This window comes from Acinetobacter haemolyticus (genome assembly GCF_003323815.1).
Classification (GTDB): Bacteria; Pseudomonadota; Gammaproteobacteria; order Pseudomonadales; family Moraxellaceae; genus Acinetobacter; species Acinetobacter haemolyticus.
Window position 1 is genome coordinate 1,750,083 of record NZ_CP030880.1, and the last position, 26,991, is coordinate 1,777,073.

21 protein-coding genes are annotated in these 26,991 nt (G+C 37.8%); 19 read left to right on the forward strand and 2 right to left on the reverse strand.

Features of this window, described 5'->3' with window-relative positions; genetic code table 11:
• Window positions 1–17 precede the first annotated feature (17 nt).
• Window positions 18–278: a hypothetical protein gene (locus DS737_RS08070; protein ID WP_005080592.1), complete on the forward strand. Its 261-nt coding sequence runs from the start codon at window positions 18–20 to the stop codon at window positions 276–278.
• Between the two features lie 126 nt (window positions 279–404).
• Window positions 405–989, forward strand: a complete 585-nt coding sequence (locus DS737_RS08075) for a uracil-DNA glycosylase family protein (RefSeq protein ID WP_113997253.1) — start codon at window positions 405–407, stop codon at window positions 987–989.
• A gap of 14 nt (window positions 990–1,003) precedes the next feature.
• On the opposite strand, the gene DS737_RS08080 is transcribed toward DS737_RS08075, so the two are convergent.
• Window positions 1,004–2,560, reverse strand: coding sequence for a phospholipase D family protein (locus DS737_RS08080; protein ID WP_171287608.1), 1,557 nt, complete (start codon window positions 2,558–2,560; stop codon window positions 1,004–1,006).
• 185 nt (window positions 2,561–2,745) lie between these two features.
• Between DS737_RS08080 and DS737_RS08085 the strand changes: the two genes are divergently transcribed.
• From DS737_RS08085 to DS737_RS08130, 10 genes are all read left to right on the forward strand, one after another.
• Entirely contained in the window at window positions 2,746–3,021 is a 276-nt protein-coding gene (locus tag DS737_RS08085) for a metal/formaldehyde-sensitive transcriptional repressor (protein ID WP_004639211.1), read from the forward strand.
• 20 nt (window positions 3,022–3,041) lie between these two features.
• On the forward strand, window positions 3,042–4,151 hold the full coding sequence (locus DS737_RS08090; protein WP_113997977.1) for an S-(hydroxymethyl)glutathione dehydrogenase/class III alcohol dehydrogenase: 1,110 nt from the start codon (window positions 3,042–3,044) through the stop codon (window positions 4,149–4,151).
• A gap of 259 nt (window positions 4,152–4,410) precedes the next feature.
• Window positions 4,411–6,237 (forward strand): allophanate hydrolase, encoded by a 1,827-nt coding sequence (gene atzF, locus DS737_RS08095; RefSeq protein ID WP_113997255.1) that lies wholly within the window; start codon window positions 4,411–4,413, stop codon window positions 6,235–6,237.
• A 16-nt stretch (window positions 6,238–6,253) separates the two neighbouring features.
• The gene (gene uca / locus DS737_RS08100; protein WP_113997256.1) at window positions 6,254–9,859 is read left to right on the forward strand and encodes an urea carboxylase; all 3,606 of its coding nucleotides are present in this window, start codon (window positions 6,254–6,256) and stop codon (window positions 9,857–9,859) included.
• A gap of 11 nt (window positions 9,860–9,870) precedes the next feature.
• Window positions 9,871–10,566 carry a GntR family transcriptional regulator gene (locus tag DS737_RS08105; RefSeq protein ID WP_113997257.1) on the forward strand — a complete coding sequence of 232 codons (696 nt, stop codon included), beginning with the start codon at window positions 9,871–9,873 and terminating at the stop codon, window positions 10,564–10,566.
• A 32-nt stretch (window positions 10,567–10,598) separates the two neighbouring features.
• Window positions 10,599–10,913 carry a hypothetical protein gene (locus DS737_RS08110; RefSeq protein ID WP_004639206.1) on the forward strand — a complete coding sequence of 105 codons (315 nt, stop codon included), beginning with the start codon at window positions 10,599–10,601 and terminating at the stop codon, window positions 10,911–10,913.
• A gap of 171 nt (window positions 10,914–11,084) precedes the next feature.
• Window positions 11,085–11,960, forward strand: a complete 876-nt coding sequence (locus tag DS737_RS08115; protein WP_113997258.1) for an AraC family transcriptional regulator — start codon at window positions 11,085–11,087, stop codon at window positions 11,958–11,960.
• A 7-nt stretch (window positions 11,961–11,967) separates the two neighbouring features.
• On the forward strand, window positions 11,968–12,972 hold the full coding sequence (locus DS737_RS08120) for an NAD(P)H-quinone oxidoreductase (RefSeq protein ID WP_113997259.1): 1,005 nt from the start codon (window positions 11,968–11,970) through the stop codon (window positions 12,970–12,972).
• A 106-nt stretch (window positions 12,973–13,078) separates the two neighbouring features.
• Window positions 13,079–13,957: a glyoxalase III HchA gene (hchA, locus tag DS737_RS08125; protein WP_113997260.1), complete on the forward strand. Its 879-nt coding sequence runs from the start codon at window positions 13,079–13,081 to the stop codon at window positions 13,955–13,957.
• A gap of 147 nt (window positions 13,958–14,104) precedes the next feature.
• Complete coding sequence (locus DS737_RS08130; RefSeq protein ID WP_113997261.1) at window positions 14,105–15,103, forward strand: 2-dehydropantoate 2-reductase; 999 nt, start codon at window positions 14,105–14,107, stop codon at window positions 15,101–15,103.
• A 63-nt stretch (window positions 15,104–15,166) separates the two neighbouring features.
• Here DS737_RS08130 and DS737_RS08135 read toward each other — a convergent pair whose 3' ends face one another.
• Window positions 15,167–16,042, reverse strand: a complete 876-nt coding sequence (locus DS737_RS08135) for a bile acid:sodium symporter family protein (protein ID WP_113997262.1) — start codon at window positions 16,040–16,042, stop codon at window positions 15,167–15,169.
• A 681-nt stretch (window positions 16,043–16,723) separates the two neighbouring features.
• Here DS737_RS08135 and DS737_RS08140 point away from each other — a divergent pair.
• From DS737_RS08140 to DS737_RS08170, 7 genes are all read left to right on the forward strand, one after another.
• On the forward strand, window positions 16,724–17,791 hold the full coding sequence (locus DS737_RS08140) for an HlyD family secretion protein (RefSeq protein WP_008942425.1): 1,068 nt from the start codon (window positions 16,724–16,726) through the stop codon (window positions 17,789–17,791).
• Window positions 17,792–17,816: 25 nt separating this feature from the next.
• Entirely contained in the window at window positions 17,817–19,364 is a 1,548-nt protein-coding gene (locus tag DS737_RS08145; RefSeq protein ID WP_004639199.1) for a DHA2 family efflux MFS transporter permease subunit, read from the forward strand.
• A gap of 125 nt (window positions 19,365–19,489) precedes the next feature.
• On the forward strand, window positions 19,490–20,311 hold the full coding sequence (locus DS737_RS08150) for a hypothetical protein (RefSeq protein ID WP_005090486.1): 822 nt from the start codon (window positions 19,490–19,492) through the stop codon (window positions 20,309–20,311).
• Entirely contained in the window at window positions 20,308–21,894 is a 1,587-nt protein-coding gene (locus tag DS737_RS08155; RefSeq protein ID WP_113997263.1) for a GH3 family domain-containing protein, read from the forward strand. Before DS737_RS08150 ends, DS737_RS08155 begins: the two co-directional genes overlap by 4 nt.
• A 17-nt stretch (window positions 21,895–21,911) precedes the next feature.
• Window positions 21,912–23,219, forward strand: a complete 1,308-nt coding sequence (locus DS737_RS08160; RefSeq protein WP_113997978.1) for a TolC family protein — start codon at window positions 21,912–21,914, stop codon at window positions 23,217–23,219.
• A gap of 11 nt (window positions 23,220–23,230) precedes the next feature.
• Entirely contained in the window at window positions 23,231–24,400 is a 1,170-nt protein-coding gene (locus DS737_RS08165) for a hypothetical protein (protein ID WP_113997264.1), read from the forward strand.
• A 304-nt stretch (window positions 24,401–24,704) separates the two neighbouring features.
• The gene (locus DS737_RS08170; protein ID WP_113997265.1) at window positions 24,705–26,909 is read left to right on the forward strand and encodes an OsmC domain/YcaO domain-containing protein; all 2,205 of its coding nucleotides are present in this window, start codon (window positions 24,705–24,707) and stop codon (window positions 26,907–26,909) included.
• Window positions 26,910–26,991 lie beyond the last annotated feature (82 nt).

Consider the following 26,991-nt stretch of genomic DNA (forward strand, 5'->3'; position numbering starts at 1 on the left):
AAACTTGAGAATAAGAAATGTCTGAACAAAAATATCATTGGTATTTAATTGGCTATACATTTAATGATAAAAGCAGTGGTAGCAACACACGCAATTTTAGTATCCAATTACCTTTAGAGAAGCTTCTGCCACCAGTTTCTAAGTCAAAATTGAATGAGTTGGGTGTTATTGGTCTTGAATGGTTAAAGAAAAATGATCCTTCTTCTGAGCCGGAAAACTTATTTGCTATATCAATTGGTTATTTGGGTGAAATGACGATGCAAGAGTTCAATACTTAAGCTCAAATAACAGATGAGAAAGCCCTATAAGTGGGCTTTCTTTTTTAGCTGAACGCTAATAATTAGATCAAATCAAAGCCATCAGCGAAGACAACGTAACATATCTTAAATTTTGGTTTTGTATAAATGATTGATATCGAGACACATCCTTTAGTTCCATTTTTGCCATCAAAGGCAAAGCTTTTGATGCTTGGAAGTTTTCCACCGCCACAGAGCCGATGGAAGATGGATTTTTATTATCCAAACTACCAAAATGATATGTGGCGGATATTTGGTCTAATTTTTTTTAAAGATAAGGATTATTTTTTAGATTTGCCCAATAAAAACTTTAAAGAACAACTCATTCGAGACTTTTTAACTCAAATTGGGGTAGGAATATTTGACACTGCTTATCAAGTGAAACGCTTGCAAGGTAATGCATCAGATAAATTTTTAGAAATCGTCACGCCCACAGATTTATCAAAATTGCTAGAGCAAATTCCATTGTGTCACACCATCATGACGACAGGTGATAAGGCAACTGACACGCTAATGCAGCATTTCCCTGAACAAGTCATTAAACCGATGATTGGGCAATCTGTACAAGTCAACTATATGGATCGGGAATTAAGTTTAAATCGTTTGCCTTCATCATCACGGGCATATCCGCTAGCACTAGAGAAAAAAGCAGATGCCTATCGTCAGTTCTTCACGGAAATAGGGTTAGTCTAGTTATCAATATTGATTTACATCATCCATTCCACTGGAAAATATGACACAAAATTCATAGTAAAACGCTGAAACTTAGTGCTTTCAGGATCATGATGATGCTTTGTTATCTCGCCATTCTCTTTATGTTCATACCAGATAATATTGCCATCCGTATCAAGTTTGAGCTGATAGGCAACTTGTAGCATATGTTCATCAAGAAGTGTGGTGATTTGATTTTGTAAATGATCAGATTCAACAACCAATCCAACTTCAGTATTTAAGTGAGCCGATCGCGGATCAAAGTTAAAGGAGCCAATAAAAACTTTACCATCTACATCAAAAAATTTTGCATGTAAGCTTGAACGGTTTTTGCCTTTGACTGGAATGACACTGCCTGTAGCAACTTCATACCAAGTCCTTTTCTTACGTTCAATATTTGGTTTGAACTCATAAAGTTGCACACCATTTTGCAACAGTGATTTTCGATATTGACTATAAAAGGAATGAACCACGGCGACATCATTAGCAACTAAACTGTTGGTTAATACACGAACCTTAATGCCGTTATTTGAGAGTTGATTTAAGTATTCTGACCCACGTTTGGTAGGTACAAAATACGCAGAGACTAACTCCATATGTTGTTCTGGTTTCCCCATTATTTTTAAGACTTGAGAATACAAAAGATCTTGTTCCTTTGCTTGTCCTGATGCTTTATTTGGGTGATCCGCAACGAAATGTGCTTTGGCCCATTGAATAGGATAATTTTGAAGTCGAATTTTCAAATAATCTTGAGCAGACTCTAATTTACTCTCTGTTAATGTATTTTTTTCATCCAGTGCCTGATAGTGCTGTTTGATTTGTTCGAGTTGTTGGTTTGTTCCTTTACCAATCAGTTGTTCGGTCGAATAACTCAAATCACTATTCCAAAATTCATTAAATATTTCCACGGCATGATCTACAGAAGATCCATAGAATAAGATATCCATATCACTAAACTGAAATTGATCACTTGCTTCAAAATACTCACTACTAATGTTTCGACCGCCAGTAACAGCAATCGATGAATCCGCAATAGTAAGTTTATTGTGCATACGATGGTTGATCTGATTGAGCCTAAAGATATAGTCAATAAAACGAAGATGTCTGAATTTATATGGATTAAAAATACGAATTTCTAAATTCGGATGTTGAGAAAGTGCTTCAAGTGTTTTATCAAGTTTTGTTCCATTTTGATCGTCGATTAATAAGCGGATTTTCACCCCTCGGTCTGCTGCTTTGAGTAACTCATACAACATCAAGTTGCCGATAATATCGTCATTCCAAATATAATATTGGAGGTCCAGTTGATGTTTTGCATTTCGAATTAAGTGCATACGAGAGGCAATGCTTAGAAATGCGTCATCTAAAGCCAAAACCGCTGTTAGACCTTGTTCAATGTTAAGCTCAGATTGTGGGTCATTTACCCACTTTGTTTTAGTCTGCAAGGGATGATTACTCCACTCATTATTTTGATTGGTTGGTAAAGTACAACCACTCAGTCCTAAGACAATGGCAAGTGTTATGACTTTAAAATGGTATGAATTTTCTATCATTTTATTTGTCAAGATTGAATCCATCTGTAATTTATATGTTGTTGATTTTATATATCTCTAAAACCTTCTTATTTCTAAGGTCTTAATGTAACGATTTAATCTTATTCTATATAAAAGTATCAATATTGAACCGATGTACTATACTGGTGTATAGTATATTTTTTAGATTTAATGTGGTCGACATTATGCCTAAACAATTAGAGGATAAAAAAAAGATTCTCACACGTGTAAAACGAATTCAAGGTCAAGTTCAGAGTGTGGAACGTGCATTGGAAAATGACACAGAGTGTGCTGATATTTTGCAACAAATCTGTGCAGTCCGTGGTGCATTAAACGGTTTGATGACTGAACTCCTAGAAATCCATTTAAAAGATACATTGGTTGTTGGTGACTCTTCTGAGTTGCAACGCAGTCAAGAGCTTATTCAAGTCAGTAAAATTCTTAAATCTTATTTAAAGTAAAATTAAGGAGCAATATTGTGATTAAATCTCGTGCAGCTGTGGCTTTTGCCGCTGGTCAACCACTACAAATTGTAGAGTTAGATGTTGAACCGCCAAAAGCAGGTGAAGTGCTTATTAAAATTACCCATACTGGTGTATGTCATACCGATGCCTTTACTTTATCAGGTGATGATCCTGAGGGGGTTTTTCCAGCAGTATTGGGACATGAAGGTGCAGGCGTAGTAGTTCAAGTTGGTGAAGGTGTTACAAGTGTTGAAGTGGGTGATCACGTCATCCCTTTATATACAGCAGAGTGTAAAGAATGTTTGTTCTGTAAATCAGGTAAAACCAATCTCTGTGTTGCCGTCCGTGCAACCCAAGGTAAAGGTGTGATGCCTGATGGAACCACTCGCTTCTCCTATAATGGTCAACCGATTTATCACTATATGGGATGTTCAACTTTCAGTGAATATACGGTTGTGGCTGAAGTGTCGTTAGCAAAAATCAATCCAGAAGCAAATCATGAACAAGTCTGTTTGTTGGGCTGTGGTGTGACGACAGGGATTGGTGCAGTACACAATACAGCTAAGGTTCAAGAAGGCGATAGTGTTGCTGTGTTCGGTTTGGGCGGAATTGGTCTTGCTGTTGTGCAAGGCGCACGCCAAGCTAAAGCTGGGCGTATTATTGTAGTCGATACTAACCCAGATAAATTTGCACTTGCAAAACAGTTTGGTGCAACTGATTTCTTAAACCCTAAAGATTATGATCAACCCATCCAACAAGTGATTGTTGAAATGACGGGTTGGGGTGTCGATCATTCTTTTGAATGCATTGGTAATACCAATGTGATGCGCTCTGCACTGGAATGTGCTCATCGTGGTTGGGGGCAATCCATCATTATTGGTGTAGCAGGTGCGGGGCAGGAAATTTCAACTCGTCCATTCCAATTAGTAACAGGTCGTAAGTGGATGGGTACTGCCTTTGGTGGAGTAAAAGGTCGTACTCAATTACCTAAAATGGTAGAAGATGCGATGAAAGGTGAGATTCAGCTTGAACCATTTGTAACCCATACTATGCCACTTGAAGATATCAATGATGCGTTTGATCTAATGCATGAAGGCAAATCGATCCGTACGGTGATTCATTTTTAATTTTTAAGTTTAGATTTGATGGTGTATAAGCTACATCATCAAATCATTCAATGTGAATTGATGTATATCATTACTATCAGACTGTGCTGAATTATGGAGCATCTGCATTAAAACAAAGCTTTTTTAGCACCATTAGCTTATCTCTAAATTTTAATAATACTAATATGTAAGACAATATACTGAATTTTATATAAAAAATTAATTGGCACACTTTCTGCATTTATTTATCCAAACTTGTATACAAGATGGGATTCATAAAATGCATGAGATAAAAACTTTAGGTTGGACAATTTCAGAGTGGCAAATAGCTTATTCGAAAAATGAGATCCAACTTGATACTTTAAAAGATTTGGTTGCATCAATTGATCCTCAAGACAATGCGTGGATTTCAATTGCGACGGTGGAACAGATTGAACAGCAAATTCAAGTTCTCAATGAATTAACTAAAGAAGCTGAAAGTTTAGCAAAACAATTTCCACTCTACGGTGTTCCATTTGCAGTTAAAGATAATATTGATGTTGCTGGGTTTGTAACTACCGCAGCTTGTAAAGCTTTAACTACTGTTGCAGCAGAAGATGCTGAAACAGTACGTTTGTTAAAACAAGCGGGAGCAATCGTAGTTGGTAAAACCAACCTTGATCAGTTTGCAACGGGTTTAGTGGGAACGCGTTCACCTTTTGGTGCAGTAACAAACAGTTTTAAACCTGAATATGTCAGTGGCGGATCAAGTTCTGGTTCAGCAAGTGTGGTTGCTCGTGGTTTTGTTCCATTTGCATTAGGAACAGACACCGCAGGTTCAGGGCGTGTACCAGCAGCGTTTAACAATATTGTTGGGCTAAAACCAACCAAAGGGCGGTTTTCAAATCGTGGTTTATTGCCTGCATGTAAAAGTCTAGATTGTATTTCGATCTTTGCTTTAACTGTTGTAGATGCAGACTTGGTTGCAAATATTTTAGAAGCCTATGATCTATTAGATAGTTATTCACGTAAGCATCCAAAGAATGTGCCAGCGCATTTCTCTAGCAAATTAAAATTTGCCATTCCAGAAAAACTAAATTTCTTTGGAGATGAACAGGCTGAAAAAGCATTTCAGCAAACAATCCAATTACTTGAGTCATTAAATGCTGAGATCACTAAAATTGATTTTTCAGATTTTGAGCAACTGGCAGCGCAACTTTATCAAGGGTCTTGGGTGGCGGAACGTACCGCAGCCGTTGAAGATTTAATCCAAACCAATCCTGATGCATTTGATCCAACGGTATTAGAAATTATTAAAAACGGCGAAAAATATTCAGCGGTGGATGCCTACAATGCAGAATATTTAAAACAAGATTTAGCTCGAAAAATCCAACAAAGATTGGCTGATTTTGATGCCTTAATTGTTCCAACTGCACCTACAATTTATACCATTGAGCAGCTTCAACAAAATCCGATTGAATATAACGCTCATTTGGGAACATATACCAATTTTACCAATTTAGCCGATCTCAGTGCGCTTGCTTTGCCAGCAGGATTTAGAGCTGATCATTTACCATTTGGGATCACTCTAATTGCACCAGCTTGGCATGATGCGGCATTGGTTCATTTTGGCAAAGCTTGGCAAAACTATCTTGCACTGAAATTAGGAGCATTGGATAAAGCTCTGCCTTTAAGTCCTGCTACACCTATTTCGCAACATCATATTCGAGTTGCAGTCGTCGGTGCTCATTTGACAGGTATGCCGCTGAATTTTCAATTAACCACACGTGATGCCGTGCACATCGAAACCACAACAACTTCTAAAAACTATGCGCTTTATGCTTTGAATGGAACAGTTCCGCCGAAACCCGGCTTAGCACGTCAGCAAGATGGACAAAGCATCATTGTTGAATTGTGGGATGTTCCTACTGCTCGATTTGGTGAATTTGTGGCAGAGATTCCAACACCATTAGGCATGGGTAATGTCGAACTAGAAGATGGGCGCTGGGTTAAAGGTTTTATCTGTGAGCCTTATGGCATAGATGATGCAGAGAATATTAGTCATTTTGGTGGATGGAGAGCCTATATCCAGCATCGTAACAGCCAAGCAGTAAACACAGCAAATTAATTGGGGGGAAATCATCATGTTTAAAACTGTACTTATTGCAAACCGTGGTGAAATTGCTGTTCGAGCGATTCGCACACTTAAAAGATTAGGTGTAACCAGTGTTGCTGTGTATTCCGATAGTGATCGTTATGCGCAACATGTTGAAGATGCTGATATAGCAATTGCATTAGATGGTTTAAAACCAGCCGATACTTATTTGAGTGTCGAAAAATTGATTCAGGCAGCTAAACAAACTGGCGCTGAGGCAATCTTTCCGGGGTATGGCTTTCTCTCTGAAAGTGCTGATTTTTCCCGTGCCTGTGAGGAAAATAACATTGCCTTTATGGGGCCAACGGCCGAGCAAATTTTAGAATTTGGTTTAAAACACCGTGCTCGTGAATTGGCTGCGGATGCTAATGTACCGATGACTCCGGGAACAGGATTGCTGAACAGCTTAGAAGAAGCTCTTACTGCGGCGGATCGTATTGGTTATCCAATTATGCTGAAAAGTACTGCCGGCGGTGGTGGTATTGGTTTAACCCGTTGTGATACGCCACAAGCCTTGACCGATGCATACGAAAGTGTAAAACGTTTGGGCGAACAGTTCTTTAAGGATGCAGGCGTATTTATTGAATGCTTTATTGATAAAGCTCGTCATGTTGAAGTGCAAATTTTTGGTGATGGAAAAGGGCAAGTCGTTGCCTTTGGCGAGCGTGATTGCTCTTTGCAACGTCGTAACCAAAAAGTGGTAGAAGAAACGCCTGCGGCAAACTTACCTGAAGCGACACGAAAAAAACTACATCAAGCAGCGGTCGAACTGGGGAAATCTGTTAATTATCGTAGTGCAGGAACAGTTGAGTTTATTTACGATGCCAATCGAGATGAGTTTTATTTTCTAGAAGTGAATACACGCTTACAGGTTGAGCATCCAGTCACTGAAATGGTGACGGGTTTAGACTTGATTGAATGCATGCTTAAAGTGGCTGCGGGTGACGAACTCGATTGGGCATATCTCAGCAATATTCAGCCTAAAGGTGCTGCGATTGAAGTACGAGTTTACGCCGAGGATCCTGTGAAAAATTTCCAACCAAGTCCGGGTGTACTGACAGAGGTCGCATTTCCAGAGGGGATTCGGGTTGATACTTGGGTGAAAACTGGCACAGAGATTTCTCAATACTTCGACCCAATGATTGCCAAGATTATTGTGCATGCGGATGATCGTGCGAGTGCTATTGAAAAATTAAAGCATGTATTGGCTGAAACACGCTTGAACGGTATTAGTACAAACTTGGATTATGCACGTGCCATCGTTTCAGATCAGCGTTTTGAATCTATGCAAATTTGGACAAGAATGTTGGATGATTTCAACTACACGCCAAACGTGATTGAAGTGGTTCAAGCAGGGACGTTGAGTTCAATTCAAGATTATCCGGGTCGTACAGGTTACTGGGATATTGGTGTACCGCCATCTGGTCCAATGGATGATTATGCATTTCAGCTTGCCAATCGTATTGTTGGAAATGATGCTAAAGCCGCAGGTTTCGAGTTTACCTTAGTTGGACCAACATTAAAGTTCCATACAGATACGATTATTGCTTTGGCGGGAGCGAGCTGTACTGCTTTGTTAGATGATCAGGAAATTGATTTTTGGAAGCCTGTTGAAGTTAAAGCAGGACAAATTCTAAAAATCGGTCAAGTTGAATCAGGTTGCCGTACATATTTAGCTGTACGAAATGGTTTGGATGTTCCTGTATATTTAGGCAGTCGTTCTACTTTTGCGCTTGGTAATTTTGGTGGTCATGCAGGTCGTACCTTACGTGTCGGTGACATGATTAAAATGGTTGATCCAGCATTTGCTAGTGCAGAATTGCCACTTGCACATGATGAACCTCAAGCGTTATCGGCTGAATTGATTCCTGAATATAGTAATGAATGGGAAATTGCGGTGTTATATGGCCCGCACGGCGCACCAGATTTCTTTAAACCTGAATATGTGGAAGAGTTTTTTGCATCAGAGTGGACAGTTCACTTTAACTCAAATCGTTTAGGTGTGCGTTTATCAGGACCAACACCAAGCTGGGCAAGAGAAAATGGTGGTGAAGCAGGTTTACATCCATCAAATGTCCATGACTGTGAATATGCGATCGGTGCAATTAACTTCACAGGTGATTTCCCTGTAATTTTGGCGAAAGATGGTCCGAGCTTAGGCGGTTTCGTTTGTCCTGTGACGATTGCCAAAGCAGAACTTTGGAAAGTGGGACAACTTAAAGCCGATGATAAAATTCGCTTTTATCCGATTAGTGTTGAACAAGCCAATGAACTTGAACGTCAGCAAATTGAAAATATCCAAAACTTTGCGGAAGCAAGCAAGGTTGTAGAAACGATTGAGCCAATTCAAGAAGTTGTCAGTACGATCTTGGCACAACGAGAACCAACTGAATTGTCACCAAAAACAGTGTATCGCCAAGCAGGTGATAGCTATATTCTCTTAGAATACGGCGAAAATGTTTTAGATTTGGCTTTGCGTTTACGGGTGCATCAACTGATTCAAATGATTCGTGATGCAAAAATTGCAGGCGTATTGGAACTGTCACCGGGTGTTCGTTCACTACAGATTAAATACGATGGCTTAGTAATTCCACAATCACAATTGATTGCTCAATTACTTCAACTCGAAAAAGAGATGGGCGATTTGAGCCAATTAAAAATCCCATCTCGTATCGTACATTTGCCGATGGCATTTGAAGACAGTGCGACTTTAGGAGCTGTAGAACGCTATCAAGAAAGTGTTTGCTCTAAAGCACCGTGGTTGCCAAATAACGTTGACTTTATCCAACGCATTAATGGTATGGTAGATCGGAATGAAGTTAAAGATATTATTTTTGATGCCAATTATTTAATTCTTGGCTTGGGGGATGTGTATTTAACTGCACCTTGTGCTGTACCAATCGATCCACGCCATCGTTTACTCAGTTCTAAATATAATCCAGCACGTACCTTTACCGCAGAGGGAACGGTTGGGATTGGTGGTATGTACATGTGTATCTACGGCATGGATTCACCAGGCGGTTATCAATTGATTGGGCGTACTCTGCCAATTTGGAATAAGTTTAAGAAAAACAAACAATTTGGTGATAAGCAATGGTTCTTACAATTCTTTGATCAAATCAAATATTTTGAGGTGACAGAAGAGGAATTGAATCAATGGCGTGCAGACTTTGAAAATGGTCGTGCACAGATCAAGATTGAAGAAACAGAATTTGATTATGCGGATTATGTAAAATTCTTAGATGATGAAGCTGAGAGTATTGCCGAATTTAAAGCTAGGCAACAACAAGCATTCACGACTGAGGTGGATCGCTGGAAAGAGGAGTTTGCAGTTCAACCCGAAGAACAGATTCAAGAAAATAACCATGCTGATTACAGTCATTTAGCATCATTAAATGCATCGATGACAGGTAATATCTGGAAAATTTTTGTTGAACATGGTCAAGAGGTTAAAAAAGGTGAAACTGTTGCTATTATTGAAGCAATGAAAATGGAACTTCCTGTTTATGCAGAAGAAGATGGCATTGTAAAAGCCATTATTTGTAGAGCAGGGCAAACCGTACATAGTGGTGAACCACTGGTTTATATGGAATAAGGCAAGGTTGCATGAAAGAAACCAAAATAAAAACAACAAAAAGCTCAGACAATTTGTCTGAGCTGGTTTACCAACGCATCAAGAATGATATCTTTGATTTCAAACTGATGCCAGGTGAACGTTTCACTGAATCTGAAGTTGCAAAAGCTTATGATGTAAGTCGCACCCCAATCCGACAAGCACTATATCGTTTGCAACAAGAGGGTTATGTTGATGTGAGTTTTCGTAGCGGTTGGCAAATCCGACCGCTCAATTTTCGTTATTATGAAGAACTTTATGATGTGAGGATCGTATTAGAAAAAGATTCCATTCGTAAACTTTGTCAGTTAGATCATCAAAACTCGGTTGAATTATCCGTTTTAAAAGATTTATGGTTGATTGAACCACAACAATATCTAAAAGACATTAAACAACTGTCACAACAAGATGAAGATTTCCATTGCGCATTGGTTCGTGCCTCTGGAAATAATGAAATGGCGCGAATTCATCGTGATTTGAGTGAACGAATTCGTATTATCCGTCGTTTAGACTTCTCAAAAGATTATCGCGTTGAAGCGACTTATCAGGAGCATCAAAAAATACTGGGTTATATTTTTAATCGTAAAGTAGATGAAGCCATTCAGGCGATTGAAGCACATATCATGCAAAGTCGTGATGAAGTGAAAAAAATTACTTTACAGATGTTGGACTCGAGTCAGTTTTATTAGAATGAAGTTATGGTGGAACCTTTGGGATTTTCATGGATAACTGGAAATATGCTTTGATAGCATCTGTTGTTACAATAGTGGGTATGGCTCTAATAGCTTTACTTTCAAGATTTAAATTATGGAAGGTTTCTGTAAGTATTTTTTTGATCTCAGGTGTGTTTTTTTATATTCTTGTTTTAGTCGGGCGTCGTTCTGATAATAGAGGGTTTGATGATGGTCCTTGGGGAGCGCATGGCTTGTTGAGGGAACTTATAAACCTAGAAATTATTCTAGTAAGTTTAGGTGTAGGGGCATTTGTAACATTACTATTCTTATTTTCAATAATCTTTTCCAATAATAAGAAATAATTATTTCAGTGAGTCATGGATAATAGTTTGGATGATTTAGTCATATCGTGATAAGTGAAACATAAACTTCACAAAACTCTTTTTTCTATGCCTAATCCTGCATAAAACTAACGTCTTTTATCTCTTTGCTATTTAATAATAAAAATCATATTTCAAATCATCAGATGACACATGATGAATGATCAAATACTTAGCTCACTGTTTTTAAAACTTGTTGCAAAAGAAGGCTTCTTTGCGACCGCGATAGATGGCATCACTTTGATGCGTGTGGATCACAACACGCCACCAGTAGCCGTATTGCAAGAACCGACCTTAGTTTTTGTTTTACAAGGCAGTAAACGTGGTTATATCGGAACTGAAACCTATGCATTTCAGCAAGGTGATTGCCTAATCGTCTCTGTGTCTATGCCATTTGATTGTGACACGATTGCAAGCCCTGAGTCACCTATGATCGCTGTGAGCATGAAACTAGAGGCTGATATGGTAAATGAGTTATTAGCAAAAACATATTTTGAAAATGAGCAATTTAAACCACTCACCACGGGCATGAGTGTAATTCAATATGATCAAACCATTTCGAATGTATTGATACGACTATTAAAAACTTTAGGTTCAGAACAAGATAGCTTGATTTTAGGTGAACAAATTAAACGAGAGTTATTGTATCGAGTGATTCAACATTCGGGGGCTGATGCTTTAAAAGGATTAGTGGTTCAAGGAAACTTACGACAGATTTATAAGATTTGTGAATATATTCAACATCATTTTACAGAGAAATTAACAGTTGAAATGCTTGCTGAACAAGCCAATATGAGCATTTCTGCGTTTCATAAAGCATTCAAACAAGTCACATTACATTCACCTTTGCAGTATCTCAAAGTTACGCGGTTGCACAAGGCAAAACAAATGTTGCAAAACGAAAACCAAAGCGTTGCTCAAGCAGCTTATGCTGTTGGTTATCAAAGCTCATCTCAATTTAGTCGAGAATTTAAAAAGCAGTTTGGTTTTTCTCCTAATCAGACTGAAGTAAATATAGATAAGGAATGAGTAACTCATGAATCAAAATAGTAGCGAACAAATGAAATATATCGAAATTACTCAAGCTGGCGGTCCTGAAGTTCTAAAAGTTGTACATGGTGAGAAACTTAAGATTAAAGAAGATGAAGTACTAATTGAAGTCTATGCCACTGGGATCAATCGCCCTGATATTTTGCAAAGACAAGGGTTGTATCCAATGCCGAAAGGCGTAACGCAAATTCCAGGATTGGAAGTTGCTGGCATCATTTCGCAAATCGGTTCAAAAGTAGAAAAATTTAAAGTCGGTGATAAGGTCTGTGCGCTAACCAACGGCGGAGGGTATGCAGAATACTGTGCTGTTCCAGCAAATCAAACTTTAGCGATTCCAAAAAATCTGAGCTTTGTTGAGGCGGCAGCTATTCCAGAAACTTATTTCACAGTATGGGCAAATCTATTTCAGATCGGACAATTAAAAAAGAATGAAACGGTTTTAATTCACGGAGGAGCCAGTGGAATTGGCTCTACAGCATTAAGCTTATGTCATGCGATGGGTATTCAGACTTTTTCCACAGTGGGAGGTGACGAAAAAGCAGAAAAATTAAGCTCAATTTCGACGGTTATTAATTATAAAAAGCAAGATTTTGAACAAGAAATCTTATCACTCACAGATCATCAAGGTGTTGATGTGATCTTGGATATTATCGGTGCTGCTTACTTTAATCAGAATCTGAGATTGCTAAAAAGAGATGGGCGACTGGTAATTATCGGATTTATGGGAGGTAGAAAAGTAGATGGTTTTGATATTCAAGAACTCATGCTCAAACGCGCTGTGGTGACTGGCTCAACGATGCGTGCTCGAACCAATGATGAAAAAGCAAAAATTACTCAAGAATTGGAGCAGTTTGTTTGGCCACTCATCGAAACAGGTCAATGTAAACCGATTATTTATAAGACTTTTGCTTTTGAAGAGGTTGCAGCAGCACACCAATGTCTGGAAAGCAGTGAACATATTGGAAAAGTGGTACTCGAAATTAAATCCTAATTTTGCCTAATCGTATTCATTCAATGCCTATTTATACATCAAGCTTGAGAATGATCACTTGGAAAAGCAATATGTAAATCAAACATATCCTACGAGGAATTAGAACATGACAACTAATATAGATGATCGTAACCCAACTCCAGATTTAGCTGAAGATAATGCTTTTTTTCCATCACCTTATTCTCTAAGTCAGTATACTGCTCCTAAAACTGACTATGACGGAACTACATACCCAAATCCATATCAAGGCGATAAAAAGATCCTCATGATTGCAACGGATGAACGCTATATTCTGATGCAAAATGAGAAATTCTTTTCTACAGGGAATCATCCAGTAGAAATGTTGTTACCGATGTTCCATTTGGACAATGCGGGTTTTGCCTTTGATGTTGCAACGCTTTCAGGTAATCCAGTAAAACTTGAAATGTGGGCAATGCCAAAAGAAGAGCAAGTGGTTTTGGATACTTATCATAAGTACGAGAAACAACTGAAATCTCCACTTAAATTAGCTGACATTTTAGATCAAGCTTTAAGTGCTGATTCACCATATGCTGGTATTTTCATTCCAGGTGGGCATGGGGTTTTGGCTAAAATTCCTGAGAGTAAAGAAGTTAAGGCTTTATTAAAATGGGCAGTGGATAATGACAAATATGTGATTACTTTATGTCATGGTCCAGCTTCTTTATTGGCAGCCGCTGTAGATGAAAATCCAAATGACTACATTTTTAAAGGTTATCAAGTTTGTGTTTTCCCAGATTCATTAGATAAAGGTGCCAATATTGATATTGGATATATGCCAGGACAATTGCCGTGGCTCGTCGGTGAAAATCTGGAAAAGCTTGGTGTAGAAATTTTAAATAAAGAGATCACAGGACAAGTGCATAAGGATAGAAAACTGTTAACGGGTGATAGTCCATTGGCTTCTAATAATTTGGGTAAACTTGCTGCTGAAACTTTATTAGCTGATCCAAGCCTTAACGCATAAGTTATTTTATAAGTTCAAAGCCCAATTCAATATTGGGCTTTTTCTTGAGCAAAATTTAAAACCTGTAAGCTAGCTGACAAATCGTGTCCGCAATATTGATTATGTTAGAAAAGTAGCAATAGACAATCAGAGATTTAGAGATCATCAATGAAAATATGTATTTATGGTGCAGGTAGTATTGGATGCTATCTTGGTGGTAGGCTCGTTGCTGCTGGCTATGACATAGATTTTATTGTTCGTCCTAGAGTTCAGCAAGAACTTCAAACTTACTGTTTAACTGTTTCAGATTACACAGGATTCAAGCAAACCATTTCTGCAAATCAATTACAAATCAGCATTGATCCCAATACAGCAGCTCATGCAGATATTGTCTTGGTTTGCGTAAAATCAGCATCTACTGAACAAGTAGCCCTTGAATTAAAAGATATTTTAAAGAAAAAGACCATTATTATTAGTTTTCAAAATGGCTTAAGTAATGTGGGAGTTCTAAAACGAATTTTAACAGACCACATTATACTCGAAGGAATGGTACCTTTTAATGTCGCAGCTTTGGGGAATGGTCGATTCCACCAAGGAACAGATGGTACTTTGTATGTCAAAAGCCATGAGCAATTAGCTGAACTCGTGCGTGCATTTCAAAAAGCAAAGCTAGAAATTCAGCTAGAACAAGATATGCAAGCTGTGCAATGGGCAAAATTATTATTGAACTTAAATAATTCAATCAATGCACTATCCCAACTTCCACTGAAACAAGAGTTATCTATTCGAGAATATCGTCAATGTTTAGCACTTGCTCAATTAGAAACATTAAATCTATTAAAAATAGCCAAAATCAAACCAGCAAAACTGACCTCAATTCCAGCACAATTTATTCCCAAAATATTAAAATTACCCAATCCTATTTTTAAGATTATAAGTAAGAAAATGCTTGCCATTGATCCACTTGCGCGTTCTTCCATGGCTGATGATTTAATGGCTGGAAGAAAAACTGAAATCGATTGGATCAATGGTGAGATTGTTAATTTAGCTAGACAGTTGAATCTAACAGCACCAATTAACCAGAAATTAATTGAGCTGGTAAAACAAGCAGAATCACAGCCGAAAGCATGGTCAGGATCAAAACTTAAAGCACAGCTAATGCAATAGTGATTCGATTCTCCATAAAAAAGCGTATAGCATCGCTATACGCTTTTCGATAAGAAGTTTAGATTAGACTGTTTTTGTTGTCTCTTGTGGTCCGAATCTTGTTACCCAAATTCCAAAAATCGTCGCAAAAATGTACATGAAGATCGAATATACAGCAGCAGGCATTGCGATGGTGGTGCTTGCCATAACTGTGAGTGCAATCGTCATTGCCAGCGTACTATTATGAATACCGATTTCAAATGCACATGCACGTGCTTGATATGAACTGATACCAAACATTCGTGGTACGAAATAACCAACCATTAAACTAATTGCGCAGAAAAGTGCGGTAGCCAAGCCAATTTGCCCAATGTAATTCATCAGGTTCTCGCGCTCAGTAATAATTGCACCTAGAATAATGATTACGAGAAAGATCACAGCAAAAATACGTACTGGACGGTTAAGCTTTTCAGCAAAATGAGGTGCATAATGACGAATTAACATCCCGATACCAACAGGCACCAAAATAATTAAAAACACCTGCATCACTTTTGAAAACTGCAAACCAACTTGCTGACCTTCATTCATAAAATGAAGAATAGAAAAATTGACAATAAAAGGAAGGAATACGGCTGCTAGCACAGCATTAATAGCTGTTAAACTAATATTGAGCGCAATGTCACCCTTATATAAATAGCTAAATAAGTTTGCAGTTGTTCCTCCAGGGGAGGCTGCGAGTAGCATTAAACCAACAGCTAACAATGGTGGTAAGGCTAAAATTTTACAGATTAAAAAAGCAATCCCAACCAATAGAAACAACTGACAGAATAAAGCGATAAAGACAACTTTTGGATGCTTACTGATCCTAGCAAAATCTTTTAATGTTAATTCTAAACCAAGCCCCGCCATAACTATTGCTAAGGCAATCGGTAAAAAAAGTGTAATCAACCCTGAATCCATATCTGTTTCTTCCGTTTAATAAATATTATTTTGCATGAGTAGATGTTGTTTCATCGTGTCAGATAAGAAATCGAATCCTTTGATTTCTTATGGCTCTTGGGAAAGCAGACACGACGAAAACAACATATCTCAAAAACCAATACGATATGCATGTGAATTTAGTTATTTTTACTAAATCTTTTCACTTATTAATACTACGCATTTTTCTATCGGACTTTGTCTACTTTACGACAAATTTATAAAAATTTAATCCACTACATTTAGATTTGGCGTTCATATAAGAGGTTTGGTTACATTTCTACAACCATAAATAATGCGTACAGTTCTGTATGTGATTATGAGTGCTTGTGCTTCCTGAAAGAGTAGTAACCACTAAGTATTCTAATCAAAAATAATAAAAAAAATTGTTTTATAACATATGGATATATTGGTTTTAAACGAAGAAATTTACATGGATTTAATTTGGTAAATAATTATCGTTTTCATATAAATTCATCAAAAGTAATTGGCTTAAATGCACAAGTGTATTGAAATTATGGTCAATGACAGCAAATTACATCGAGATTGATAATTCCCGCCAATTTGATGCCTATAACCATTTATTCTGCTTGAATAAGTGAAAGTTGTAGAAATCTTTAGAACGAAATAAAAGAATTTATATTACAAAATGCGGAATAAAATATGGAAACTATAGCGCGTGTAGAAGTAGAACCAGAAGTTAAAGTCCATAAGAAACAAAAAATCACCTGGATCGTATTTTCACTACTTTCGCTATTTCTATTGATTGGGGTGATGTACTACTTTTTTATATTTCGATTCTATCAATCTACAGATAACGCCTATGTTCAAGCTGATCTCACTTGGGTAATACCAAAAGTCACAGGTGAAGTGGTTGAGTTGGTTATTAATGACAACCAATTTGTCAAAAAAGGTGAGACGTTAGCAGTACTAGATCAACGTGATTATCAAGCGAGACTTAATCAAGCAAAATCATTAGTTACATTAAAAGAAGCGGCACTGGCCGTTCAAGAACAAAATGAAAAATCAGCACAATCTTCAATTCACGAAGCAAATAGTGGTGTGCTTGCTGCTCAAGCAGATTTATCACGTCTAAAAAAAGATTTTCTACGTTATCAAGATTTATTAAAGGATGGCGTGATTACGCGACAAAATTTTGAAAATATTCAATCCCAATATTTATCGGCACAGGCTCAACTTAGTCGTGCATTAGCAGGTGTAAATGCAGCAGAAGCTCAGTTTGGTAGTTTAAAAGCGAGTCGCGCACAATTACTGGCTGATATTCAAAATGCAAAGGCGAGTTTAGACCTTTATCAAATAGATTTAGCATCAGCAAGGATTATAAGTCCTGTAACTGGCAAAGTAGGTAGTTTGGCAATACAAAAGGGCTCTCGTGTAAGTCCACAAACTCGCTTAATGGCGATTATTCCTGATAATAGTTTATATGTACAAGCAAACTTTAAAGAAACACAAATCCAAAAAATGCATATCGGGCAAACGGTTTCCTTAAAGTTAGATGCTTATCCAAGCCTAACTTATACAGGAAAAATTGAAAGCTTTTCTCCTGCATCAGGAGCAACCTTTTCGCTTATGCCCCCCGACAATGCAACAGGGAACTTTAATAAAGTTGTTCAACGAATTCCTGTTCGAATTGCAATTGATCCAAGTCCCCATATTGAGCTTATCAAGCCCGGTATGTCTGTTAAAGCCAAGGTCAATTTAAAAACTTAAGCATTGCGATTTTAGGGACTTAAACATGGATAAGCGTCTAAATGAGGAATGGAAATTCCCGACTAAAGTCGCGTGGGTCATTTTTATAGCCATGATTTTTGGCAATTTTATGGCGATTTTAGACATTCAAATTGTTGCGAGTTCTTTAAATGAAGTTCAAGCAGGAATGAGCGCAAGCCGTTATGAAGTCACTTGGGTTCAAACGGTGTATTTGATTGCTGAAATTATTGCGATTCCGATGTCTAGCATTATCTCGAGAGTTTTATCGACAAGGATTTATTACACGATTTGTGCAGTTGGATTCACGATTAGTTCTCTACTTTGTGCAATGGCATGGAATCTTGAAAGTTTACTTGTATTTCGTGCCATACAAGGGTTTATGGGGGGCGGTATGATTCCAACCTCAATGACAGCGCTTTATTTACTATTCCCTGAAGCTAGACGTGCATTGCCTTTGGTTTTGTTTGGCATGATTAGCACCTTAGGACCTGCGATTGGGCCCACTGTTGGTGGTTGGTTAACAAATAGTTTTTCATGGCACTGGATGTTCCTGATCAATATTATTCCTGGAATCATCATTGCAACGATTATTTTTTCAGGACCAGACATTGATCGCGCAGATCATAGCTTACTGAAAAAAATGGACTGGATCAGCCTTATTGCTATGGCAATGTTTTTGGGCGGTTTGGAATATTTCCTCGATGAAGGCGCTAGACACGAATGGTTAGTTGATACAGGCGTTCGCACTGCATTTTTGATTTGTATTGCAGGGGGATTGATATTTTTCTATCGAAGCTTCACACAACCTAAGCCATTGTTGGACTTGAGTGTTTTTAAAAATAAGAATTTTACCCTAAGTGCCATTATCACTTTTGTGATCGGTATGGCGTTATACGGTTTGGGATACATGATCCCCGTTTTTCTTGGTCAAGTACGAGAAATGAATAGCAGCCAAATTGGACATATCATGATGGTCACAGGTGTGGTGATGTTCTGTTTTGCTCCATTTTTAGCATGGTTGATTCCAAATTTCGATACCAGAAAAACTGTTTTCGTTGGGATGATTATGGCGGGATTTGGTGTATGGCTAAACTCACATTTAAGTATTCACAGTGATTATGACTTTATGTTTTGGCCGCAAATATATCGTGGTATCGGCCTGATGATTTGTTTGATTGTGGTTTCACATCTTGCGATGAGTACATTGCCATTGAATAAAATTGCTGATGCCAGTGGGATTTATAACCTGATGCGGAATATTGGTGGGGCCGTGGGGCTTGCATTAATCAACTCATCCCTAGATTGGCTAACAGCATTACACGTCACGGAATTAAATCAATATATGACGCCACAGAATTGGGTTTTTGTAGAGCGTTTAGAACAACTCACCGCGCAATATCAAGAAGTGGGGGCAAATGCTCAACAAATTGCACTCAGTATTATTTATCGTGACATTCATTATCAAGCATTGACATCAAGTTTTAATGATTTACTGCGTATGCTTGCAATTATTATGTTTGTTGCAGCCTTTCTAACATTTTTTATGGATAGGGGGAAGAAAATGAAAGTCTAAAAAATATATTAGAGGGTAAATTTCCATAAGATGGAAAATAAATTTTAAATAAAAATAATATTTATATAAGTATTAGGTTGTCTTGGGGACGAAAATACTTATATAAGTTTTAAAGGTTATATCTTATGATTAAGACAACATATAAACTTATTTCTAAATTAAACAACAAAGAATCAACATATGGAAAATATGTTGAAAAAGAAAAAATCGATATTGTTCAACTAAAAGTGATGTATTCAATTTATGAACAATATTATGAAAATACAAAATTTTCTATCTTTGTTGATGACTTTAAGAAGAAAAGTGGTGCGATTGTAATATTTAGCTCGATAACACATGAGATCGTTGGTTTTTCTACAGTTGCAGTTCAACATTTTTATTTTGAAGGGAAAGATTATACCGTTTTATTCAGTGGAGATACGGTTATTCAAAAGAAGTATTGGGGAACGAGAACACTACAAAGTGCAATGTTGAAGTTTATGATGAAACTTAGGGTTAAATACCCATTTAATGAGTTGTATTGGTTGTTGATATCAAAAGGTTATAAAACTTACTTATTATTAGCCAATAACTATTATGTATATTATCCAAATATGCAAGATGATAATCAGCACCTTGCAGCAGTTGTCGATCATTATTGTGAGAATTTCTTTAGTGAGTATTATGATAAAGATATTGGATTATTAAACTTTGGTGAGGATTATCAGCCTTTAAAAGGTGAAGTTGCACCAATTACCGATGAGATGAGAACAAAAAATCCCAAAATTGAATTTTTTGAGCAGCTTAATCCCACATGGACAGCAGGGACTGAATTACCCTGCATAGGAAGGTTAGGTTGGAAAGATTTAGCTCGCTTCCCAGTAAAGTTAATATCCAAGCCGATAAGTAAAGGACGTTGCGAGGCAATTATTACAAAACAAAATATCCAAACTGGAGTTTCAAAATGAGATACGAACAATGGCTAAGCTCAGGATCACATTTTATTTTGAAGCAGTGGTGTAATACGACCGATAGAAAGTTTAAAAAAAACGCCAATCAACTTGAGGTTACCCAACGTAAAATTCTCAGCGCTATTTTACAATCTTCAACTTTAGCGATTGAAAATCGAGTTGTGAATTATGAGCAGTTCGTAAATGCCTTTATGCCAACTCGTTATAGCGCATGGCGAGAAGATATCCATCTATATCGAGAAGAAAAACGTGTACTTTCAAATAGTAAGTTGATTCGTTTTCAACCGACCAGCGGCTCTAGTGAACAAATAAAATTTATTCCCTATACTCAACAATTTTTAAACGAGTTAGATCAAGCCATTGCAACATGGCTGGCAAGCTTATATCGAAAATGCCCTCAGCTCCAATCAGGAACCCATTATTGGTCCGTTTCGTGGTTACCTGAAAGCCAAAGAGAGATTTTAAAAGATAAAAACTTAAATGATGACAGTGCATTGCTAGGATTTGGGAAACGGATTTTATCTAAATTTACGCAGGCAGTTCCCAGTAATGTTGCATTTGCCTCAAATGCAGATGATGCCTTATTTGCCACGATTTGTTATCTCGTCGCAAATCGTAATCTGGCAATGATCTCTGTATGGAGCCCAACATTTGCATTACAACTTCTTGATCGTTTGCAAAATATGCATAAGGAGGTGATGGCTGTATTAGCTACGGGGTCTTGGGGAGGTCGAGCTGTATCTTTACAACAAGTAAAAGCACCCTACTGTCGATATAGTGCTGAGTGTCTAAGCATGAGTATGATTGATGGGCAGATTGATTTTAAAAAATTATGGCCACGCTTAAGTTTAGTGTCTAGCTGGGATACAGCAGGTTCAAAAGCATGGGCGGACGTATTAAAAGCAAGATTACCTTTTGTACAATTTGAAGGTAAAGGTTTATGGGCAACTGAAGGTGTTGTAACGATACCCTATCAAGGTCAATACCCACTTGCTTATCAAAGTCATTTTTATGAGTTCGAATATTTAGAGGGAGAGCAACGTGGTCAAATTGTACCTTCATGGAAGCTCAAACAAGGTGATATTGTTAGCCCAATCATAAGTTCTGGTAATGGCTTATTAAGATATTGTCTCGATGATTGCATTCGTGTCAAAGGCTTTTTAGAACAAGTACCGTGTTTTGAGTTTTTGGGTCGTCGCTTTGGTGTTGATCTCGTGGGTGAGAAACTAGCACCTGAAACTGCCCAACAACTTTTATCTCATCTTAATCAAACGCAATCGAAAGCAATCTCTTTACTGGCGATTGATACACAACAACAAACAAAACCTTTTTATTGTGTCTTATTTGAAGGTGATATTCATCGTCAGATTGATCATGAATATATTGACCAGATTTTACGGCAAAATTTCCATTATGAGTTGGCTCGTAATTTAGGACAGTTGGATCAACCGCAAATTCGACAAGCAGATAATGGTTGGGATGCCTACAAAAAACTCGTGATGTTTGACGGTATTATTGAAGGTAATATCAAGCCTGAGCCTTTGAAGAAAATTAGCCTGAGCAGTTTAGAGCAGCTATGACACAAGGGATGAACAGGATGATGCGATTGGCACATCGAATTACTAAATATCAATATTTAATGCTTTCTAGTATTTTGACTATAACGAGTTCACTCAATGCCATGACCTTAGATCAAGCATTAAGTGCCAGTTTAAAGCATGAAAGTCGTCTAGAACTGAGTCGCTTAGATGTAAATCGTTCCACTGCTATGTTAGAGCAAGCGAAGCAACGAGATGGTCTAAAAATCAATTTAGTTGGTCAGTTGGACTATGAAAAAATCGAAACACCTGAAACGGTATTATTTCCCACTGAAGGTAATCGGCGAGGGCGTAGCCTACAACTTCAATTAGATTACCCGATTTATACTTCAGGTCGGCATCGTTTAGGTGTAGAAGTCGCTAAAAGTCAAGTCGCTGCTCAGCAACAATCTTTTTCTGATCGTAGATCGGAAACGATCTTAAATACAGTGATGGTTTATACCGATGTATTGAAGAAAAAAGCCATTCTAGACTTGAGAAAGAAAACACTCACAAACTTGCAGCGTTCGCTATTCGAATCACAACGTCGGTTTGATGTCGGTATGATCACACGTGCTGATTTGGCTCAAGTCTTGGCACAAGTTGCGCAAGGACAAGCCGATGTGACTCAGGCGCAATCAAATCTCAGTATCAGTGAGGCACAATTTTATCAGATTACGGGTATTTACCCAGAACATTTGGCTAAAGTTGATCAGCTACCCATGATTACGTTGAGTTTAGATGAGATCTTAGCTAAAACAAAAAATCACCCTGCACTAATTCAAGCTAAATATGAGAAGCAAGCAGCTGAACAACAATTTGCGCTTAGCAAAAGGGAGTTATGGCCGACCGTGATGTTAACCAGTCGTGCAGGTAAGCAAGAAGAGGCCAGTTATATCGGCTCTGAAAGTAATAACTATATGGTTGGAGTACAGTTAAATGTCCCTTTATTTGATGATGGATTAAATCGTGCGAATGTACGCAAAGCCCAGACGGATGTGGATTTGAGTCATCAGAAGATTAGAAGTTTAGAGCTGGATTTAAACCAACGTGTACAAACCACCTATGCCCAGCTTTTAAGTGTTCGGCAAAATAAAAATGCACTTCAAAATGCTATCGATGCAGCAGAAATCGCATTGTTATATACCCGGAAGGAATTTGAATTGGGCACAAAAACGACTTTTGATTTACTTAATACCGAACAAAAATTACTGGATGTGAAAACACAAAAAACAGTGAATGAGCAAGATGAGATCGTTTTTGTTTATCAGTTATTAGATCAAATGGGTGAGTTAAATCAATTGATCACAACGCAACATCATAAATAGGGGAAATAACAATGAATACAAGCCCAGCCAGTCAGTATTTTGAAAGTCAACTTGTTACAAGGGAAGCAACACAGGAAGATGATCAGGCCTTAAGAGCCTTGATCGCTGTACCGATGACAACACGCGGTATCCAGATTAGTTTTCAACGCGAACCAAGTTATTTCAAAGCCTCAGATATTCTGTATAAACATAAGTTGCATGTTCTGATTGAGGATAAAGAAAATCAGAAAAAAGTGGCTTGTTATAGCAATGGTTATCGACCATGTTATGTTAATCGTGAGATACAAAACTTTCGATATGCGAGTGATTTGCGGGTGGATCATCAATATCGCGGAAAATCTCTAGTGAAAATGCTAGGCGCTCATGTCGAAAAAAATATGCATGATCCTAATTTTAGTCAAATGATTATTTTTGATGATAATCATGCTGCGCGTGCGGCTATTCAGACACCTAAAACTGGAATGCCTGATTATTATGATGAAGGACTGATTGAGACTTTAACATTAACGAGTTTAGGCAGATTGAGTAAACTAAAAAAATATATAAAGGCTCAAACATCAAATAATGAAACTGCTGATGAGATTTGGTCATGTACTGCTGGGATTGAACATATTGCTGCAATGAATGCTTTTGTGACGGAAATGTCAGATTATTATAATTTTATTCCTGCATATAATTTTGAAGAATTGGCTGAAGGGAATTGTTATTTTTCTGGTTTAAATCTTTCGGATTTTTTGCTTTATTTTCATAATGATAAAATCGTAGGAATGTTTGGGCTATGGGATCAACATGGTCTTAAACAAACCAAAATATTGAATTACAGTCGCATGATTGGATTGTTTCGTCCGATTTATAATTTATGTACGGTTTTTAGCAAAAGTTTAATTTTGCCAAAACGTGGTGACTCAGTGAAATACCATGTATTACATAGTTTATTGTGTCATCCAAACGCTTTGTCTTTGCATCATCGTATGCTCACCGATGCTTATCAGCGTTCCAAGCAACTGGGTATCGGTGCTGTAAGTTTTACCTTGTCACATCAAGATCCCCGTTATCAGCTCAATCAATTTTATAAGGGAGAGCGTTTAACTGGAATGCATGGCTTTATTAGCTTCCAAGGTGATCCTCGCCCCAATTTTGACAAAAACTTAATCCCATATCTTGAGGTGGGACGGATCTAGCATGAATTGAACGGACTGCAAAATATTGAGTATTGAGCAGTCTTTTCAGAAATGAATGTTTGAAGCTGCTGTATTTCTGGGCAGATTCAAGTTAAATCACTTCGAAATACAGACAAAAGTTATCAATTTCATAAAATACTTCTATAATAACGCCCATCATTACGAGTTGCAGAGCGCATGTCATCTCGACAATCTCTCGCGACTACGCATTATTAAGTCAATTTAACGCTACAATTCGGCTTATTTATCAATATTTTCAATCTTTTGTGTCAAATAAACACATCAGACTAACTTAGGTGCCAGCATGGAAATCAAGGTTAATTACCTCGACAACCTTCGACAAGAAGCCAAATTCGATGACTTTACGGTAATCGCAGATCAACCAATTCGTTATAAAGGGGACGGATCTGCACCGGGGCCATTTGACTACTTCTTGGCATCGTCGGCACTCTGTGCAGCTTATTTTGTCAAAGTGTATTGCGCGGCACGTGATATTCCAACCGATAATATTCGTTTATCTCAGAACAATATTGTTGATCCAGAAAACCGTTATAAACAGATTTTTAAAATTCAGGTTGAACTTCCAGCTGATATTTCTGAAAAAGATCGTCAGGGGATTTTACGTTCAATCGACCGTTGTACGGTAAAAAAAGTCATTCAAACGGGTCCTGAATTTGTCATCGAAGAAGTGGAAAGTATCGATGCAGATGCTCAAGCTTTATTGATGCCAAATCTTGCATCTGAAAGTACTACTTATATTCAAGGTAAAGACCTACCTTTAGAAGAAACCATTGCCAATATGTCGAGCATTTTGGCAGGCTTAGGTATGAAGATTGAAATTGCGTCATGGCGTAATATTGTGCCAAATGTTTGGTCACTGCATATTCGTGATGCACAGTCGCCGATGTGTTTTACCAATGGTAAAGGCTCAACCAAAGAAAGTGCATTAGCATCTGCATTAGGCGAGTTTATTGAGCGTCTTAATTGTAATTTCTTCTATAACGATCAATTTTGGGGTGAAGAAATTGCCGACGCAGAATTTGTGCATTACCCAGACGAGAAATGGTTTAAACCAGGGCCAAATGGTGAGCTACCAAAAGAAATCTTAGATGAATACTGTCTTGAGATTTACGATCCTGAAAAAGAGTTACTAGGTACACATTTATACGATACTAACTCTGGGAATATTGAACGTGGTATTTGTTCACTGCCTTTTGTACGCCAATCTGATGGCGAAACAGTTTACTTCCCATCAAACTTGATCGAAAACTTGTATCTCAGTAATGGTATGAGTGCAGGGAATACATTAGAAGAAGCTCAAGTTCAGTGCTTATCTGAAATTTTCGAACGTGCTGTAAAGCGTGAAATTATCGAAGGTGAAATTACACTACCTGATGTTCCTGAAGAAGTTTTGGCTAAGTATCCAAGTATTGTTGCAGGTATCCAAGGCTTAGAAGAACAAGGTTTTCCAGTATTGGTTAAAGACGCCTCTTTGGGCGGTCAATTTCCTGTGATGTGTGTCACTTTGATGAACCCACGCACAGGTGGTGTGTTTGCTTCATTTGGTGCGCATCCAAGTTTTGAAGTGGCTTTAGAGCGTAGTTTGACTGAGTTATTGCAAGGTCGTAGTTTTGAAGGTCTCAATGACTTACCTCAACCAACCTTCCAAAGTGAAGCAGTGACTGAACCGAATAATTTTGTGGAACACTTTATTGATTCAAGTGGCTTAGTCTCTTGGCGTTTCTTCAGCGCAAAATCTGATTATGATTTTGTAGAATGGGATTTCACCAATGATGGTGAAAACTCGAATGCGGATGAGGCTGCTGAATTATTCGGCATTCTTGAAGAAATGGGCAAAGAAGTCTATATGGCTGTCTATGAACATTTAGGTGCGACAGCTTGTCGTATCCTCGTACCAGATTATTCTGAGATTTATTTAGTTGAAGATTTGATTTGGGACAATACCAATAAAGCATTGGCATTCCGTGAAGATATTCTAAATATTCATCGTTTAGATGACGAGCGTCTTGAAGCACTGGTTGAGCGTTTAGAAGAATGTGAACTTGACGATTATACTGAAATCACAACCTTAATTGGCATTGAGTTTGATGACAATACGGTTTGGGGACAATTGACACTGCTTGAATTAAAACTCCTTATTTATGTTGCTTTGAAGCAATTTGAAGAAGCCAAAGATTTAGTTGAGCAATTCCTGCAATACAACACCAACACTGTAGAACGTGGTTTGTTCTATCAATGTATGAATGTCGTGCTAGAAGTCATTCTCGATGATGAGATGGAATTGGAAGATTACGAAAAGAACTTCCGTCGTATGTTTGGTGATGAACGTATGGATGCTGTCGTGGGTTCTGTTGAAGGCACTGTTTGTTTCTATGGTTTAACGCCGACCAGTATGAAACTCGAAGGTTTGGATCGTCATTTGCGTTTGATCGAAAGCTACAAGAAGTTGCACGCTGCTCGTGCAAAAGCAGTCGGTTTAAATAAATAATTAACAGCATGAATTTTTAAATTCATGCTGAATACACTTGACTAAAAGCGCTCATATCGCGGAGGTCAAGTGTATTTTTTTC

Coding starts and splice junctions, on each gene's coding strand:
- DS737_RS08070 (WP_005080592.1), top strand. CDS start 18: ATGTCTGAACAAAAATATCATTGGTATTTAATTGGCTATACATTTAAT.
- DS737_RS08075 (WP_113997253.1), top strand. CDS start 405: ATGATTGATATCGAGACACATCCTTTAGTTCCATTTTTGCCATCAAAG.
- DS737_RS08080 (WP_171287608.1), bottom strand. CDS start 2,560: ATGATAGAAAATTCATACCATTTTAAAGTCATAACACTTGCCATTGTC.
- DS737_RS08085 (WP_004639211.1), top strand. CDS start 2,746: ATGCCTAAACAATTAGAGGATAAAAAAAAGATTCTCACACGTGTAAAA.
- atzF (WP_113997255.1), top strand. CDS start 4,411: ATGCATGAGATAAAAACTTTAGGTTGGACAATTTCAGAGTGGCAAATA.
- uca (WP_113997256.1), top strand. CDS start 6,254: ATGTTTAAAACTGTACTTATTGCAAACCGTGGTGAAATTGCTGTTCGA.
- DS737_RS08105 (WP_113997257.1), top strand. CDS start 9,871: ATGAAAGAAACCAAAATAAAAACAACAAAAAGCTCAGACAATTTGTCT.
- DS737_RS08110 (WP_004639206.1), top strand. CDS start 10,599: ATGGATAACTGGAAATATGCTTTGATAGCATCTGTTGTTACAATAGTG.
- DS737_RS08115 (WP_113997258.1), top strand. CDS start 11,085: ATGATGAATGATCAAATACTTAGCTCACTGTTTTTAAAACTTGTTGCA.
- DS737_RS08120 (WP_113997259.1), top strand. CDS start 11,968: ATGAATCAAAATAGTAGCGAACAAATGAAATATATCGAAATTACTCAA.
- hchA (WP_113997260.1), top strand. CDS start 13,079: ATGACAACTAATATAGATGATCGTAACCCAACTCCAGATTTAGCTGAA.
- DS737_RS08130 (WP_113997261.1), top strand. CDS start 14,105: ATGAAAATATGTATTTATGGTGCAGGTAGTATTGGATGCTATCTTGGT.
- DS737_RS08135 (WP_113997262.1), bottom strand. CDS start 16,042: ATGGATTCAGGGTTGATTACACTTTTTTTACCGATTGCCTTAGCAATA.
- DS737_RS08140 (WP_008942425.1), top strand. CDS start 16,724: ATGGAAACTATAGCGCGTGTAGAAGTAGAACCAGAAGTTAAAGTCCAT.
- DS737_RS08145 (WP_004639199.1), top strand. CDS start 17,817: ATGGATAAGCGTCTAAATGAGGAATGGAAATTCCCGACTAAAGTCGCG.
- DS737_RS08150 (WP_005090486.1), top strand. CDS start 19,490: ATGATTAAGACAACATATAAACTTATTTCTAAATTAAACAACAAAGAA.
- DS737_RS08155 (WP_113997263.1), top strand. CDS start 20,308: ATGAGATACGAACAATGGCTAAGCTCAGGATCACATTTTATTTTGAAG.
- DS737_RS08160 (WP_113997978.1), top strand. CDS start 21,912: ATGATGCGATTGGCACATCGAATTACTAAATATCAATATTTAATGCTT.
- DS737_RS08165 (WP_113997264.1), top strand. CDS start 23,231: ATGAATACAAGCCCAGCCAGTCAGTATTTTGAAAGTCAACTTGTTACA.
- DS737_RS08170 (WP_113997265.1), top strand. CDS start 24,705: ATGGAAATCAAGGTTAATTACCTCGACAACCTTCGACAAGAAGCCAAA.